Source organism: Roseibium sp., from assembly GCF_025698965.1.
Classification (GTDB): domain Bacteria; phylum Pseudomonadota; class Alphaproteobacteria; order Rhizobiales; family Stappiaceae; genus Roseibium.
The window spans coordinates 1-15,099 of sequence record NZ_JAILWL010000107.1 but is presented as its reverse complement, the minus strand read 5'-3'; the positions used below and the strand labels follow the sequence as shown (position 1 = coordinate 15,099).

Here is a 15,099-nt window from a genome sequence, read left to right as displayed (position 1 = left end):
GAGACGCTTGATCTGCAGACTGACGGCCGATTGGCTTCGTCCAACGACCTGCGCTGCCTGCGTGAAATTCCGGCATGCGGCCACGGCGACGAAGGAGCGAAGAAGATCAATTTCAAGATCGCGTTGCATGAGTCAATTATTACCAAAACTCATTATGATCAGCAATATTACTCGTTTCTCTAATATTCAGCGCGCATCTAGAGTCATCCAAGGAGGTGATCGAGATGTTGAACATTCTTGCAAACAGCTTGTTGGAAGCGACGCGTCAGGCGCACCTGCAGGAGCAGCGGCAACCTGAAATCAGTCCAGTGCGGCAGCCAACGCCTTGCGCATCACCGTCGGCAACGCCTCGTCTTCAACCACATCCGGGGGGGACCACCATGCGTCTGCCTGATCGGGAATCAAGGTCGCCGTCAGATCGGAACGGTAAATGGAGAGTTTCAGGTGAAAATGCGTGAAAGTGTGTTTCACTTCACCTGTCCGTTTCCGCCAGTTGGCCGGAAATGGTGCATGGTCGAGTGCATGTGATGGGTCGAAGGTTTCCGCCCATTCCGTTCCCGGAACCTCCGTCATCCCCCCCAGCAGACCTTTGGGCGGTCTGCGGCGAAGCAGGACGGCGCCGGTGTCATTGTCCACGGCCACGAAAGCCGCGCCGTACCTTGTTGGCTTTTGTTTTTTCGGAGCCTTGCGCGGCAAGGTTTCCGCCAGACCGGAATGACGCCCCTCGCAACTCTCCATCCATGGGCAAAGGGCGCATGCGGGACGTTTGGGCGTACAGATCGTTGCGCCAAGATCCATAACCGCCTGGGCGAAGTCGCCGGGGCGTTGCTCTGGGGTAAGATCCGACATCGCAGCCTTGATGGCAGGCTTGGCTTCCGGCAGGGGCGTTTCAATCAGCTTCAGTCTGCTCAGGACACGTTCCACGTTGCCATCGACAACGGCAGCGTGGCGGTCGAATGCGATCGTTGCGATTGCCGCAGCGGTGTAGGGACCGACACCCGGCAGTTTCAGGAGTGCCTCTTCATTGTCGGGAAAGTGGCCGTCATGGTCTCTCGCGACTATATCGGCACATTTTTTCAAATTGCGTGCCCGCGAATAGTAACCAAGACCTGCCCAGGCTTTCATGACATCTTCTTCGGCGGCGGCGGCCAGGTCGTCTACCGTCGGCCAGACCTGAATGAATTTTTCAAAATAGTCCTTCACAGCCGCCACGGTTGTCTGTTGCAACATGACCTCCGACAACCAGATCCGGTAGGGATCGGCGACTTCGCCCAGTTTCCTGTTTTCCGGACTGACTCGCCAGGGAAGTTGCCGCGCGTGGCGGTCGTACCAGTCCAGAAGGGATTGGGCGAGGAAAGCAGAAGACATGTGATCAGGTGAATTCACGCGGTTGATTCCAAGTGGGTGACTCTGGAAAGCCTGGGGACAACTTCGGTAATTAAAGCGGGGAGGATCGTATCGCGGAAGTATTCGTCGTTATTTTGTCGCATTCTATTGGGACACAACATTTCGATCCGTAAAACAGGCATGGTCATGTTACATTTGTCTGGTTGGAAATGGAGGTAGGTCATTAGTGCGGTAAAGGCAAACTCTTTGCACGTGCCGAAGGGGGCTAAGCCGCTTGCTGATCTTGTCAGCAAGGCGATGACGCCTGCCTGCCGGAAACGTGGATTTGCCTCTGTCGACATTGTTGCCTCCTGGGCGGATATCGTCGGAGAGCGCTACGGAACGCGCGTTCAGCCCGACCGGCTGATCTGGCCCCGCCAACCGGAACTGACCGATCCTGATGCTCCACCGCAGCCAGCCACTTTAGTGGTTCATACCGACGGCGCCACGGCGCTGATACTGTCGCACGACAGTGGCCAGGTGATCGAACGCATCAACATGTTCTACGGCTGGGCGGCAATCGGCCGCATCAAGATCCTGCAGAAGCCTGTCCAGGTGAAGCAGGCCGTGCAGCGCAAGGAATTGCGAACGCTGACCCGGTCGGAAGAAAAGAAGCTCGATGAAAGTCTTGAAGGCGTTCAGAACGAGCGGTTGCGGGAGGCCTTGAAAAAACTAGGCGCCCAGGTGATTGCAAAGAACACCGATCAAGCTGCCTGAAGCGGTTGCGATATTTCCGATCGATTTTGTCCGAATGCGCTGACGGATGCGTGTATACCCGATAACAAGTTTGTGAAACATGGACTTGTAACGTCCTCGCTCCTGCCACATTTGAAAAGCCTTGTTGACGCGTCGTGCCGGAAGAGGCACATGAAACAAGAGAATTTGCACTTTACGGTGCTGCGTAAAATCATTGATAGGACGATCTTCGTGACCCAGACCCGCAGACAGTTTCTGAAAACCACCGCTCTGGCGTCGGCAGCATTCGGTGTTGCTGCCTCTGTTCCGGCATTCGCCCAAACCGTTGACACGGAAGAGTTGCTGAAACCCGGTCCTCTTGGGGACAAGGTGCTTGGCGACGAGAACGCGCCGGTTACAATCGTCGAATATGCGTCCATGACATGCGGCCATTGCGCAAATTTCCACAAGAGCACCTGGCCCGCCCTTAAAAAGGACTATGTCGAGACCGGTAAGGTTAGGTTCATATTCCGCGAGTTCCCGCTGGATCCGGTCGCTGCGGCCGCCTTTATGCTGGCCCGTTGCGCACCAGCCGACAAATATTTCGAGATTGTGGACATCATGTTCGAACAGCAGCGGAACTGGGCATTTACCGACAATCCGTACCAATCCCTGCTCGACTTTTCAAAACAGATCGGATTTACACAGGAGTCCTTTGAGGAATGCTTGACAAACCAGGGTCTTCTGGACGCAGTTAATGCAGTGAAAGATCGCGGCGTTGGCGAGTTCGGAGTGAACTCGACGCCGACATTCTTCATCAACGGCGAAAAGGTCTCCGGAGCGCTGTCGATTGACGAAATGGGTAAGATCATCGAGAAGAATCTGTGATCCGGCGGTAACGCCGCTGGGCGATACGGTTCGCTTTGAGTTCATTTGCTCAAAATCGGCGCTCGCCTCGCGGAAGGTTGAGCGCCGATGAGATTTTCCAAGCTTCGCATTGCCGGTTTCAAGTCCTTTGTCGAACCGATGGAGTTCATCATCGGCAACGGCCTGACCGGTGTTGTCGGTCCCAATGGTTGCGGAAAGTCCAATCTCGTCGAAGCCCTGCGCTGGGTGATGGGCGAAAATTCCTACAAGAATATGCGCGCCTCCGGAATGGATGATGTGATCTTTTCCGGAAGCCTCAATCGTCCGGCCAGAAACACCGCCGAAGTGATGCTTTTCCTGGAGAACCAGGACCGGACTGCTCCGGCAGCATTCAATGATGCGGATCTGCTTGAAGTCAGTCGGCGGATCGAGCGGGAACAGGGCTCCAACTACAAGATCAACGCCAAGGATGTGCGTGCTCGCGACGTCCAGCTTTTGTTTGCGGATGCTTCCACCGGCGCGCGATCCCCGGCCATGGTGCGTCAGGGCCAGATTGGCGAACTGATTGCAGCCAAGCCGACATCCCGGCGCCAGATCCTGGAGGAGGCAGCTGGCATCTCCGGTCTCCATTCCCGTCGCCACGAAGCGGAGATCCGCCTGCGCGCCGCCGAACAGAACCTCGAGCGCCTCGAAGACGTTCTGGTTCAGATTGACGGTCAACTCGACAGTCTGAAGCGGCAGTCCCGTCAGGCCTCGCGTTACCGGAACCTTTCTTCTGAAATCCGTGGTGCGGAAGCGTCCATCCTGTTTATCCGTTGGACCGAATCGCGTGACGCCCTGTCAGCCGCCGAAGAACATTTCGCCGACGCACAGAAACAGGTGAACGAGGCGACCGCCCTGCAGGCGGAAAGCGCCAGGGTTCAGGCGATTGCCGCGCACAAGTTGCCGGAACTGAGGGATGATGCCGTCAGAGCGGCCGCAGCGCTGCAGCGTCTGATCATCGCCCGCAACGAACTGGACGCGGAAGAGCGGCGCGTGAAAGAAAGGCTACAGGATCTGGAGCGTCGGCTGGTTCAGCTTTCAGAAGACATTCGCCGCGAACAGAGCATGGTCTCGGAAAATGACGAGGTTCTGGAACGGCTGGCGGATGAACGCGCCGAACTCCTTGAAGAAAATGAAATGGTGCAGGAGCGCACCGAGACAGCCCGTGAAAAAGTGGCGGAAGCTGAAGAGGCCGTCCGTTCGCTGGAAACCAGTCTTTCTGAGGTGACCGCCGCGGAGGCACGTGCCAGCGCAGAGCGGCGTCAGCTCGAGCGGGCCGTCCTGGAAAGCCGCCAAAGGGCAGACAGGCTGGTCGCGCAGGCGCAGGAGGCGCAGCAGGCCCTCGCGAGCCTGAATGAGCAGATGGCCGAGCATGACGGTGTAGCGGAAAATCGGGAAGCCCTGGAACTGGCCGAAGAAGAGCTGCTTGAAGCGGAGGCCGCCGTTGAAGAAGCTGAAGCGGCAACCCGAGAATACCGAGACAAGGAACAGTCTGCCCGTGAGCCGCTGAGTGAAGCCCAGCAAGTGCTGCAGGGTTTCGAGACCGAAGCGCGTACTCTGGAACAGGTTCTGAACGTTCATTCAGAGCAGGATCACACACCGGTCGTCGAACTGCTTCAGGTTGAACAGGGATATGAAACAGCACTGGGTGCAGCTCTTGGAGAAGACCTTGATGCGTCGCTGGACGAAGCGGCAGCCGTCAAGTGGGGCGACGTTCTGCCTGGCGATCTGGATCCGGTCCTTCCGGAGGGTGTCCGCTCTCTGGCGGAGGTCGTGGTTGCTCCGGAAGAACTTTCCCGCCGCTTGCGTCAAATCGGCGTAGTCGATCAAGGCCAGGGCCAGGTTTTGCGCGAGGCCTTGAAACCGGGGCAAAGGCTCGTGTCTCGTGAGGGTGATCTGTGGCGCTGGGATGGATTTGTGGTTGCCGCAAATGCGCCGACACCTGCTGCACAAAGACTGGCGCAGAAAAACCGGTTGGCCGAACTGGCGGACGAAATCGACAAGGCCCGGCGAGATGTGGAAGATCGCCAGCAGGCACTTGAGACAGCAGCCACGCGGGTCCAACAGGCGGTCGAGCTGGAACAGATTGCCCGCGGTAAGGTTCGTGACGGTCAGCGCCGGGCTGCAGCAGCTCGTGAAGCCCTGCAGGCCGCCGAACGTGCGATATCCCAGATTGCGGCAAAAAAGGCTGCTGCCCAGGAACGGGCGGAACGTCTTGGCGAAGAAGCCGAAATGGCGCGGGAACAGGTATTGGAAGCCGAGCAAAGGCTCGAAGATGCCCCCGACAGCACCAGCTATCAGGATCAGATACAGGATTTGCAGGAGCAAGTCAGCACCGCGCGCGGAGCTTTGGCGGAAGCGCGAGCCGTGTCCGAAGGACATGCGCGAGAGCAGCAGCTGCGTGATCGGCGGTTGGAATCGATTGCTCGCGAATATGACGGCTGGAAAACCCGTGCAGCCAATGCCAGCCAGCAGATTTCAGTGCTTACGGAGCGCCGTGACGAGGCCGAAGAAGAGCGAGCTGAATTGATCGAGGCTCCAGAGGATATCGAGATCAAACGCCGCGATCTGTTTTCTGCCATTGCCAAGGCGGAAGAAGAAAAGAAAGCCAAAGACGATCAGTTGCAACAGGCCGAACTGGATCTGTCTGACGTCGACCGGGCAGCCAAGGCGGCGCTCGAAGCAATGGCAGGGGCGCGGGAACAAAAGATCCGTGCCGAAGAACGGCTGGAAGCCGCGCGTGAGCGTAAGGGTAATCTGGAGCGCCGCATCGATGAGGATCTGGAGGTCTCCGTTGCCGCACTGCCGGAAATCGCGGGCTTGAAGGAAGGCGCACCGCTGCCGGACCCTGAAGCGATGGAACGCAAGCTGGAGCGCCTGAAGGCCGAGAGGGAACGCCTTGGTGGGGTGAACCTGCGTGCCGAAGAAGAATTGCGCGAAGTGGACGAGCAGAAAACCACTCTGACCTCGGAGCGGGACGACCTGATTGAAGCGATTCGCCGTCTGCGAACCGGAATTTCCAACCTGAACCGGGAGGCCCGCGAACGTTTGCTGGCCTCGTTTGAGGTGGTCAACGGCCATTTTCAGCGTTTGTTCACGCATCTATTCGGTGGAGGAACGGCCGAGCTGCAACTGGTTGATTCAGACGATCCGCTGGATGCCGGCCTTGAAATCATTGCGCGGCCGCCCGGCAAGAAGCCGCAGACGATGACATTGTTGTCGGGTGGAGAGCAGGCGCTGACTGCCATGTCTTTGATTTTTGCTGTCTTTTTGACCAACCCAGCACCGATTTGTGTGCTCGACGAAGTCGATGCACCTTTGGACGATGCCAATGTTGAACGCTATTGCGATCTTCTGGATGAAATGGCTGCAAGCACCGAAACCCGGTTTGTCGTCATTACGCACAACCCGATCACCATGGCACGTATGAACCGGCTGTTCGGCGTTACCATGGCCGAGCGCGGCGTTTCCCAGCTGGTTTCTGTGGATCTGGAGACGGCGGAACGATTCCGCGAAACCGGCTAAGTGGGCATGGAACACCGTTCCTTTCAGGTTTTCGCGTAAGACTATGGTCAGTCAAATTGCCTTGTGAGGGTAATTTGCTTTTAAATTCAATATTTTATCTTATTTATTAGTGTTCTTGACAGGGCAGGGACCCCCGACTATGGTGCGCGCGGCTTAAGGGGGTGTCCAAGGGCCGGGTCGAAAGTCTTGACGGGTGCGGGGGACAACATGAGTGGCTCTTCGCAAAACGGCGAAACAAACGGTCCATCCAAGGAAACCTCCGAAGCGGATCTGTCGGAACGGCGAGATCGGCTAAACCGGATGCTTGAGGGGCAGCGAGCGGCAGAAGACGCTGAACGTAAATCCCAGAAAAGCGATGCTCCCGGCTACGCCCAGGCAATGAAACTCTCTTCTGAGTTCATCGCGGGGATTGTTGTGGGAGGCGGTGTTGGCTGGATCTGCGACCATTGGCTGGGGACATCGCCTTTCGGGTTGATCGTCTTTCTGCTGATTGGATTTGCGGCGGGTGTTTTGAACGTGCTCAGGGCTGCGGGCGAGGTTGCCCATCCTGAAGCACGGATGAAACGCGACGAGACGCAAGACGACGATCGAAAATGAGTTTTCGCGTTTCACGACGCGCCCTGAAATGATTTGAGCGAAGAAGGCTGACCGGTGGCGAACGATCCGATCCATCAGTTCCAAATCCAGACACTGTTTCCGATTGAAGTCGGGGGTATGGATTTCTCTTTCACCAACTCTTCGCTGTTTATGGTTTTGACCGTAGCAGCGGCATCTGCCTTCCTGATCTTCTCTACCAGTGGACGCGGCCTTGTGCCGAGCCGGGTGCAGTCGATTTCCGAGATGGCATATGAGTTCGTGGCAGGAATGCTTCGAAGTTCGGCGGGAACCGAGGGCATGCGCTTTTTCCCACTGGTATTCTCGCTCTTCATGTTTGTGCTTGTCGCAAACCTCTTCGGCATGTTCCCGTACTTCTTTACGGTTACCAGCCATATCATCGTTACCTTCGCTCTCGCCATGCTGGTCATTCTGACTGTGACCATTTACGGCCTGATGCGTCACGGACTGAAGTTCTTCCACCTCTTCGCACCTGCAGGCGTGCCGCCGGTCCTCCTGCTGATCGTTGCCCCGATCGAGGTAGTTTCCTTCCTGTCCCGTCCGGTCAGCCTTTCCGTTCGTCTGTTCGCGAACATGCTGGCAGGTCACATCACTTTGAAAGTTTTCGCCGGCTTTATCGTCAGCATGGGCGCCGCCGGCGTCGCGGGTGCTGCCGGTGCAATCCTTCCGCTCGGTATGACGGTCGCACTGACCGCACTGGAGTTCCTTGTCGCTTTCCTGCAGGCCTATGTCTTCACAGTTCTGACCTGCATGTATCTGAACGACGCACTTCACCCGTCACACTAAGCATTCCCGCTCTTGCGGCGGTTCAAGCCGCCGCTTGATCTAATCTGAAATCTGCATAAACACTACTTAGGAGCACGTGTCATGGAAGCAGAAGCAGCAAAATACATCGGCGCTGGTATCGCATGCCTCGGCATGGGCGGTGCAGCTATCGCACTCGGCACCATCTTCGGTAACTACCTGAACGGCGCTCTGCGCAACCCGACTGCAGCTGACGGCCAGTTCGGTCGTCTGGTATTCGGCTTCGCCGTTACCGAAGCTCTGGGCATTTTCTCCCTGCTCATCGCTCTTCTCCTTCTCTTCGCTGTCTAATTCTCTAAACCCTAGAGATTTTTGACGCGACTCCGAGGGCGGCGTTACCGCCGCCCAATCGGATTTTGGAGATAGGACATGGCAGGCAACGCCGAACACACGAACACGGAAGTTCATATTCCGGCGGAAGAGCATGGCGCAGGGTTCCCACCCTTCGACGTGAACACCTATGCTTCTCAGATCCTGTGGCTGGCCATTACCTTTGGCTTCTTCTACTGGATCATGAAGAACGTGGCGGTGCCTCGTATTGCCGGTATCCTGGAAGACCGTAGAGACCGCATTGCCGGTGATCTTTCCGAGGCGAACCGCCTGAAGGAAGAAACCGATGCGGCTGTCGCGGCCTATGAACAGGCTCTGGCCGAAGCCCGGAACAAGGCGCATGGCATTGCTCATGACACTCGGGCCAAGCTGAAGGCAGATCATGAAGTTCGCCGCGAAAAAGCGGAAGCCGAACTGGGTGAAAAGCTGCAGGCGGCAGAAGCGCATATTGCCGGGATCAAGACAGAAGCCCTGTCCCAGATCGGTGACATTGCCGGAGACACCACATCAGCTCTCGTCGAGCAGCTGATCGGTAAGGCTCCGACCAAGACCGACCTGACCAAGGCGCTGAAATCGGCGATGAACTGAGGAGACCATCATGGACGCTACATTTTGGGCCCTGGTCGGTCTCATCCTGTTCCTTGCACTGATCGCTTACGTCAAGGTGCCGGCCAAGATGGGCTCCGCACTGGACGATCGTGCTGAGAACATCCGCAAGGAACTGGAAGAAGCACGTAAGATGCGTGAAGAAGCCCAGGCTCTGTTGTCGGAATATCAGCGCAAGCGTCACGAGGCGGAAGGCGAGGCTGAAGCCATCGTCGCAGAGGCTAATGCGGAAGCTGAGCGCCTGACGGCCGCAACCAATCAGGCTCTGGAAGAGATGATCACCCGCCGCTCCAAGGCTGCGGAAGAAAAGATCGCTCAGGCAGAGACGCAGGCGATTGCGGAAGTTCGCGCAAAGGCAGCCGATATTGCTGTCTCTGCTGCCGAGCAGATCCTCAGCGCCAAGGTCAAGGACAAGGTCGCAGATGACATTCTTTCCAAGAGCATTGCTCAGGTGAAAGACCGTTTGAACTAAGACCGGTTCCGAAGATTTCCCAAGATTTGAAAAGCGGCCTTTCGAGGCCGCTTTTTTTATTGTGTTCAGCAAGCGTTTGTTTTGCTGGCGAGGAGGAGAACTGAAACCTCTGCTGTTGCTCGAACTCAGGCAGGTCAACAATTGAACCGTCAGCGAGCCAACCTGACAATCACAGCGGATTTGCCTTTTGCATGATCACCAGTTCGATCTGTTGCTTGGCCAGTCTCCTGCCGGTGATCGAATAGCCAAGCCTTTCGTAAAAGGAAATGTTCCTTTCACTGTCACCTCCGGTGAACAGGGAAAAATGAGTGGCGTGTTTGAATTCTCGCTCGATTGACGCCATCAAAGAGCGTCCGATCCCCCGTCCCTGAAAGTCCGGCGCAACGAATACCCGACCGATTTCACAGGCTCCTTCGTGCAGTCTGGCGCGCACCGAGCCGGCAAGCTGCTCGCCCATTTTTGCCATGAGCACAATGTGCGTATCGAATGTGGTGCACATCTCCTCAAACGTTTCGACGAGTGGGTCGATCGTCCAGTCCTGATAGATTTCCGCTTCGCTCTGATAGGCGTGTATCTGAAGCTCAAGCAGGTCAGCGGCGTGTATCTTTTCCGCTCTTTGAATTCTCAGCGTCACGGTCTGGCATTCCCGTCTTTTAGCCCGTTAGTTCCCTGCCGCTAGCCGCACTGGCTTGAATGACATCCTATGATGTGGGGTCGGACCGAGTTTTTGCAAAGCCACCTGATGCTGGGGAACACCGTAGCCCTTGTGCTGCGCCAGACCGTAGCCTGGAACGTGTTTCTCCAACTCAATCATCATGCGATCCCTGGTGACCTTCGCAACAATGGATGCAGCGGCAACGCATAGGCAGCGACCGTCGCCTTTGACCAGGGCCTGACCGGGTTGCTTCAGTCCAGGTGGCACATCCCGGCCGTCAATCAGAACATAGTTTGGAACGCACGCGAGACCGTTCACGGCACGCACCATGGCCGTGAGTGTCGCCGTTCGGATGTTCAGCCGGTCGATAGTCGCGGGGGAGGCGCTGGCAGCACATACATGAGCGCTTGTGACGATTTCCTCAAATAGCTGTTCCCGTTTGGCCTCGGTGAGCTTTTTGGAATCGTCGAGCCCAACTGGCAACCTTTTATAGTCGAGGATGACGGCAGCCGTGACGACCGGCCCGGCCCACGGACCGCGCCCGGCCTCGTCAACACCGCACAGCAACCCGTCGAAGGAGGCAGCGTGTTTGCGTTCCAGGGCGGGATCCGGGCTGTCGGGAAACGGTAGGTCGAACAATGAAAGGCTGACAGTCATGACTGTAACCTGCCGTCAGCCGAATCGTGCTGCAAGAACCTTCTTCAAAAGAGGTTTAGTTGCACACCGCCTTTTTGCGGTTGAATGAAGTTTTCCGTGTTCAGTTTCTTTCGGCGCAAGTTTAATCCGAAGCGTTTGGCTGCCAGCGAGATCCGTTTGGAGATCTGCTCTGCATAAGGTCCGCGACCACGCATGCGTTCGCCCCATTTAGCATCATAGTCCTTGCCACCCCGCATGGAGCGGATCAGGTTCATGACGTGCCGGTATCGGTCCGGACGTTCTCGCAGCAACCAGTCGCGGAAAAGTTCGGACACTTCCAAAGGCAGGCGCAGCAGGACAAAGGCGACTTCTTGCGCACCATGATCTGCAGCAGCTTCCAGAATGTTTTCGATTTCACAGTCCGTCAGCGCCGGTATGATCGGCGCCATCATCACAGATGTCGGGATGCCGGCGTCGGACAAGGACCTGATGGCGGCGAGCCGCTTGTGCGGGGCTGACGCTCTGGGTTCCATCGCCCGGCACAGCTTCTTGTCGAGTGTGGTAATCGAGAGAGCGACTTTTACAAGATTGCGCTCTGCCATGCGTGCCAGAATGTCGATGTCACGGGTAACGAGCGCCGATTTGGTGACGATTGCCACGGGATGAGAGCAATTGTCCAGAACCTCAAGGATTTCCCGCATCAGCTTGTAGCCGCGTTCCAGCGGTTGGTAGGGGTCGGTATTGGTGCCTATGGCGATAACGCGCGGTGTATATCCGGATTTGGACAGTTCTCGCTCCAGAAGCTGCGCGGCATTCGGCTTTGCAAAGAGACGGGTCTCGAAATCAAGACCTGGCGACAAACCCATAAAGGCATGGCTTGGCCGGGCAAAACAATAGATACAGCCGTGCTCACATCCTCGATAAGGATTGATGGACCGGTCAAAAGACAGGTCAGGCGACTCGTTCCGTGTGATGATGGTGCGTGCACGCTCTTCCTGAACATGGGTCTTTAGCGGCGGCAAGTCGTCCAGACTGTCCCAGCCATCGTCGAAGCTCTCGCGGGACAGGGGTTCGAACCGCCCGGATGTGTTCAAGGCAGCTCCCCGGCCGCGTCGACGTTCCTCAGCCAGACGCGGGGATTGCGAATAAGACGTATCCTCAGTGGAGGGATCTTTGAGGAGGCGAGGTACGGCACTCATGAACGTGTTCCGGCTACAATTGAGAACATAACAGGAACATTAGCTGAAACCGGCGCCTATACAAGCCCTCTCTCTCGCACTGCAAAAAAATATCATGTAAAACTGAAACTCATGATCAGTGTCATAATTCCGACAGAAAACTCCGAGGTCGATCTGGCGCATGCGCTCGCGGCTCTGGTTCCAGCGGCTGCCGAAGGTGTTGTTCGCGAAGTCATCGTCGTCGATGGCGGGTCCTCCGACAACACGGAGCGCGTTGCCGATGCTGCCGGGTGTGTCTGGGCAAGTCGCAACGGCGCGTCTCGCAGTGAACGCCTCGCCTATGGTGCTTCGATTGCCAAACGTGGAGACTGGCTTTTGTTTCTTAGGCCGGAAACCCTTCTCGAAGGCGGTTGGCATCATGAAGCCCAGGCTTTCATTGAAAGGGCCGCGCGGGCACCGAATGGTTCACGGACGGCTGCGAGCTTTCGCCTTCGATATGAAGCATTTGGCGTGAGCGCCAGATTCAGCGAATCGGTCGCCGCGCTGCGCTCACAGCTTCTCGGGATGCCCTATGGCAATCAGGGACTTTTGATCACGCGCCAGTTTTATAAAAAACTCGGCGGTCATCGCCCCTTGCCGGAACTGGAAGATCTCGACATTGCCAAGCGTATCGGCCGTGGTCGGATGGTATTCCTGAGAGCCGCTGCCGTGACCTCCGGAACGAGCGGACAGAGCGGGGTTATCTCCGGAATTCGGCAGGCCTTCGCCCGCTTTTGTGTTGGGGCATTGCGGATACCGGCAAGTGTTGCTGTCAAGTTGCACGGATGAACGCGGGAGCCTGCGAACCCGGCAATCCAGATCCCGTCTCTCCTGCAAATAGCGACAGATTCTAACTTGACGCGAAGTTGCTCAAGGTCTCAATCTCAAGTGTAGCAATTACCTATGTGCCTTTGACGAGGGGGACCAAGATGATTCAAAGTTTCGATCACTGCACGATTGCAGTTCGCGATCTTGATGCCGCCAGGGTGTTTTTCAACCTTTTGGGCTTTGAGGAAGAAACTGCCAAGACAACTGTCATCAAAGGCGAAGTCTTTTCAAATTATATGGGCGTGGATAACATCGAAGCCGACCATGTAACACTGGTTGTGCCGGGTTTGTCGCCGCGATTTGAAATTCAATTGCTGCACTATCGCAATCCGCAAATTATCGAAGATCCTCTCTGCAACCGGCTCGACAAGACAGGTTATAATCACATCTGCTTCAAGGTGAATGACGCTGAGGCGATGGTCGAGCGGCTTCGTAACAGCGGCGTGGAAGTGCGCAGTGAGCTCAAGGGATTTCACGACAGGCTTTTGTATTTCGTGACCGGTCCGGAAGGCATCACGATTGAATTGGCTCAATGGGGTGTTGGTGAATAAAGGGCACAATCCAACCTTCAGATGCCAACGGGAAGTTAAGACACTGCGAAATTCACTTCAGGTCCGAGCGGTACAATCCCGTGCGGGTTTCGAGCCGCGCTTTTGGAGTGATAGCCGCGTCGGTAGATATCCAGCTTGACAGTTTCTGAAATGCCTGGAAGTGCATGAAAGCGACGTGCGTAGGCCCAAAGGTTCGGATAGTCGATCAGCCTGCGTTTGTTGCACTTGAATGCGCTCCAATAGGCGACGTCAAACCGGGCCAAAGTCGGAAACAGCCGGATGTCGGCTTCGGTCAGATCGTCGCCCAGAAGCCATGTTCTGGTATCAAGGGCAGCCTCAATCCTGTCCAGCGCCTCGAACACGTCTTCGACGGCGTCGTCATAAGCAGTCTGTGAACCTGCAAAACCCGCGCGGTAAACCCCGTTATTCAGCTTCGGATAGATATAGTTGTTCCACTTCTCGATATCGTCTTGGTGTGGTTCGGGAAAATAGTCGGTATTTGTTTCGGCGAATTCCTGAAAAGCGCCATTGAACATCCGGATGATGTCCGCTGACTCGTTGCTCACCAGCCTGTTGGAAAGCGTGTCCCAGAGGACCGGAACTGTCACTCGCCCCGTGTATTTGTCGGTCCCGGCAGAATAGATCTCATAAAGCGCGGATGCGCCTGAAAGCGTGTCGACATAGTTGTTTGATGGATCGAACACCCAGCCGTCCTCTGTCCGCTTGGGTGCCAGCACGGAAATCGGGATTTGCTCCTGCAGGCCCTTGAGCGCGCGCATCAACAGCGTTCGGTGTGCCCAAGGGCAATTCCAGGCAACATAAAGGTGATAACGCCCGTTCTCTGCTGCAAATCCTCCGGTGCCGGTTGGACCCGCCGAGCCGTCCCGGGTTACCCAGTTCCGGATCTGCGCCCGGGAGCGTTCATAGCGATCGCTGGAAATGTCGCTTCCTGTTGCATCGGGTCTCCAGACACCATCGACAAGCAGGCCCATGAGTTTCTCCTTCGAAGGCGTCAGGCTTCCCGCAACTTGCCGCGCTTCAGATGTTCGTCAAGCCGCGGCATGATTTCCACGAAATTGCAGGGCATGTGCCGGTAATCAAGTTGCCATTTCAAGATGCCGTCCCACGCGTCCTTGCAGGCACCGGGCGAGCCCGGCAGCACGAAAATATAGGTAGCACCCGCTACGCCGCCTGTTGCACGCGACTGGATGGTCGATGTGCCGATCTTGTCATAGGAGATGCGATGGAAGACTTCCGAGAAACCGTCCATCTTCTTTTCAAACAGCGGTTCCATCGCTTCCGGCGTCACGTCCCGCCCGGTAAAGCCGGTACCGCCGGTGGATATGATGACATCCACGCCTTTATCAGAAATCCAGGACCTGACCATCTTCTGTATGGCTGGAACATCGTCGGTGACGATAGTGCGATCGGCGAGCAAATGGCCGGCCTTTTCGATCCGGTCCGCCAACGTATTACCCGAGCGATCCTCCGCCAGCGTTCTGGTGTCGGAGACGGTCAGAATCGCAATATTGAGGGGGATGAACGGGCGGCTTTCATCGATGCGCGACATGGATATCTCCTTTGTATCCAACACATAGGCGATGGAGACCGATCATTCCAGCGACTAGATCGACACGACGTTGTGAAAAGAATGATTGAAATAAAATTACAAAAAATAACAAGATTTTGACACTTGCAATATAGATAGGTCAGTATTATTGACTTAATAATATCTATCCAACCAGCTTTGAACGAGCCAGTCATGTCCACTTGGGAAAGCCTTTACGCCAAACGTGCGTCGCGAATGCGTGCGTCTGAAATCCGTGAATTGTTGAAATTGCTGGACCAGCCTGATGTGATCTCGTTTGCTGGCGGAATTCCGGATCCCGA

The 15,099-nt window shown here is 56.2% G+C and carries 17 protein-coding genes and 1 pseudogene; 11 read left to right on the top strand and 7 right to left on the bottom strand.

Translation table 11 applies throughout. The features are described 5' to 3' along the window. Positions 1–129: LysR family transcriptional regulator (locus K5905_RS10955; protein ID WP_297583537.1), on the bottom strand; the 129-nt coding region annotated here is incomplete at its 3' end. A 171-nt stretch (positions 130–300) separates the two neighbouring features. Next, complete coding sequence (gene mutY / locus K5905_RS10950; protein ID WP_297583535.1) at positions 301–1,368, bottom strand: A/G-specific adenine glycosylase; 1,068 nt, start codon at positions 1,366–1,368, stop codon at positions 301–303. A gap of 231 nt (positions 1,369–1,599) precedes the next feature. On the opposite strand from mutY, the gene K5905_RS10945 reads away from it, so the two are divergent. The 8 genes from K5905_RS10945 to K5905_RS10910 all read left to right on the top strand — a co-directional run bounded on the left by K5905_RS10945 (position 1,600) and on the right by K5905_RS10910 (position 9,322). Beyond that, the gene (locus K5905_RS10945) at positions 1,600–2,103 is read left to right on the top strand and encodes a DUF721 domain-containing protein (RefSeq protein ID WP_297583532.1); all 504 of its coding nucleotides are present in this window, start codon (positions 1,600–1,602) and stop codon (positions 2,101–2,103) included. 210 nt (positions 2,104–2,313) lie between these two features. Beyond that, positions 2,314–2,949 carry a thioredoxin domain-containing protein gene (locus K5905_RS10940; protein WP_297583529.1) on the top strand — a complete coding sequence of 212 codons (636 nt, stop codon included), beginning with the start codon at positions 2,314–2,316 and terminating at the stop codon, positions 2,947–2,949. An 87-nt stretch (positions 2,950–3,036) separates the two neighbouring features. Further along, positions 3,037–6,495, top strand: a complete 3,459-nt coding sequence (gene smc / locus K5905_RS10935) for a chromosome segregation protein SMC (protein WP_297583526.1) — start codon at positions 3,037–3,039, stop codon at positions 6,493–6,495. Between the two features lie 207 nt (positions 6,496–6,702). Further along, positions 6,703–7,092 (top strand): AtpZ/AtpI family protein, encoded by a 390-nt coding sequence (locus tag K5905_RS10930; RefSeq protein ID WP_297583523.1) that lies wholly within the window; start codon positions 6,703–6,705, stop codon positions 7,090–7,092. Positions 7,093–7,146: 54 nt separating this feature from the next. Continuing rightward, entirely contained in the window at positions 7,147–7,896 is a 750-nt protein-coding gene (locus K5905_RS10925) for a F0F1 ATP synthase subunit A (RefSeq protein WP_297583521.1), read from the top strand. A gap of 81 nt (positions 7,897–7,977) precedes the next feature. Continuing rightward, positions 7,978–8,205, top strand: coding sequence for a F0F1 ATP synthase subunit C (locus K5905_RS10920; RefSeq protein WP_008191441.1), 228 nt, complete (start codon positions 7,978–7,980; stop codon positions 8,203–8,205). Positions 8,206–8,283: 78 nt separating this feature from the next. Further along, positions 8,284–8,832, top strand: a complete 549-nt coding sequence (locus tag K5905_RS10915; protein WP_297583515.1) for a F0F1 ATP synthase subunit B — start codon at positions 8,284–8,286, stop codon at positions 8,830–8,832. 10 nt (positions 8,833–8,842) lie between these two features. After that, on the top strand, positions 8,843–9,322 hold the full coding sequence (locus tag K5905_RS10910; protein WP_297583514.1) for an ATP F0F1 synthase subunit B: 480 nt from the start codon (positions 8,843–8,845) through the stop codon (positions 9,320–9,322). Positions 9,323–9,491: 169 nt separating this feature from the next. On the opposite strand, the gene K5905_RS10905 is transcribed toward K5905_RS10910, so the two are convergent. Genes K5905_RS10905 through K5905_RS10895 form a run of 3 tightly spaced genes read right to left on the bottom strand, consistent with a single transcriptional unit; the run spans position 9,492 to position 11,812 of the window. Continuing rightward, positions 9,492–9,956, bottom strand: coding sequence for an N-acetyltransferase (locus K5905_RS10905; protein WP_297583513.1), 465 nt, complete (start codon positions 9,954–9,956; stop codon positions 9,492–9,494). A 27-nt stretch (positions 9,957–9,983) separates the two neighbouring features. Beyond that, on the bottom strand, positions 9,984–10,634 hold the full coding sequence (locus K5905_RS10900) for a ribonuclease HII (protein ID WP_297583511.1): 651 nt from the start codon (positions 10,632–10,634) through the stop codon (positions 9,984–9,986). 44 nt (positions 10,635–10,678) lie between these two features. Further along, a complete protein-coding gene (locus K5905_RS10895; protein ID WP_297583509.1) occupies positions 10,679–11,812 on the bottom strand; it encodes a PA0069 family radical SAM protein in 1,134 nt (377 codons plus the stop codon). A 111-nt stretch (positions 11,813–11,923) separates the two neighbouring features. Between K5905_RS10895 and K5905_RS10890 the strand changes: the two genes are divergently transcribed. Together K5905_RS10890 and K5905_RS10885 are read left to right on the top strand one after the other, a co-directional pair. Beyond that, a complete protein-coding gene (locus tag K5905_RS10890; RefSeq protein ID WP_297583508.1) occupies positions 11,924–12,619 on the top strand; it encodes a glycosyltransferase in 696 nt (231 codons plus the stop codon). A 140-nt stretch (positions 12,620–12,759) separates the two neighbouring features. Continuing rightward, positions 12,760–13,209 carry a VOC family protein gene (locus K5905_RS10885; RefSeq protein WP_297583507.1) on the top strand — a complete coding sequence of 150 codons (450 nt, stop codon included), beginning with the start codon at positions 12,760–12,762 and terminating at the stop codon, positions 13,207–13,209. 35 nt (positions 13,210–13,244) lie between these two features. Here the strand turns inward: K5905_RS10885 and K5905_RS10880 are convergent, their stop codons facing one another. Further along, positions 13,245–14,201, bottom strand: coding sequence for a glutathione S-transferase C-terminal domain-containing protein (locus K5905_RS10880; RefSeq protein WP_297583506.1), 957 nt, complete (start codon positions 14,199–14,201; stop codon positions 13,245–13,247). A gap of 20 nt (positions 14,202–14,221) precedes the next feature. After that, entirely contained in the window at positions 14,222–14,779 is a 558-nt protein-coding gene (gene moaB / locus K5905_RS10875; RefSeq protein WP_297583505.1) for a molybdenum cofactor biosynthesis protein B, read from the bottom strand. 192 nt (positions 14,780–14,971) lie between these two features. Between moaB and K5905_RS10870 the strand changes: the two are divergent. Then, positions 14,972–15,099, top strand: a pseudogene (locus K5905_RS10870) (PLP-dependent aminotransferase family protein); the annotation flags it as partial.

Bases quoted from the DNA above. Each gene is read 5' to 3' on its own strand.
- mutY (WP_297583535.1), bottom strand. From the start codon at position 1,368: ATGTCTTCTGCTTTCCTCGCCCAATCCCTTCTGGACTGGTACGACCGC.
- smc (WP_297583526.1), top strand. From the start codon at position 3,037: ATGAGATTTTCCAAGCTTCGCATTGCCGGTTTCAAGTCCTTTGTCGAA.
- K5905_RS10930 (WP_297583523.1), top strand. From the start codon at position 6,703: ATGAGTGGCTCTTCGCAAAACGGCGAAACAAACGGTCCATCCAAGGAA.
- K5905_RS10920 (WP_008191441.1), top strand. From the start codon at position 7,978: ATGGAAGCAGAAGCAGCAAAATACATCGGCGCTGGTATCGCATGCCTC.
- K5905_RS10915 (WP_297583515.1), top strand. From the start codon at position 8,284: ATGGCAGGCAACGCCGAACACACGAACACGGAAGTTCATATTCCGGCG.
- K5905_RS10910 (WP_297583514.1), top strand. From the start codon at position 8,843: ATGGACGCTACATTTTGGGCCCTGGTCGGTCTCATCCTGTTCCTTGCA.
- K5905_RS10900 (WP_297583511.1), bottom strand. From the start codon at position 10,634: ATGACTGTCAGCCTTTCATTGTTCGACCTACCGTTTCCCGACAGCCCG.
- K5905_RS10895 (WP_297583509.1), bottom strand. From the start codon at position 11,812: ATGAGTGCCGTACCTCGCCTCCTCAAAGATCCCTCCACTGAGGATACG.
- K5905_RS10890 (WP_297583508.1), top strand. From the start codon at position 11,924: ATGATCAGTGTCATAATTCCGACAGAAAACTCCGAGGTCGATCTGGCG.
- K5905_RS10885 (WP_297583507.1), top strand. From the start codon at position 12,760: ATGATTCAAAGTTTCGATCACTGCACGATTGCAGTTCGCGATCTTGAT.
- K5905_RS10880 (WP_297583506.1), bottom strand. From the start codon at position 14,201: ATGGGCCTGCTTGTCGATGGTGTCTGGAGACCCGATGCAACAGGAAGC.
- moaB (WP_297583505.1), bottom strand. From the start codon at position 14,779: ATGTCGCGCATCGATGAAAGCCGCCCGTTCATCCCCCTCAATATTGCG.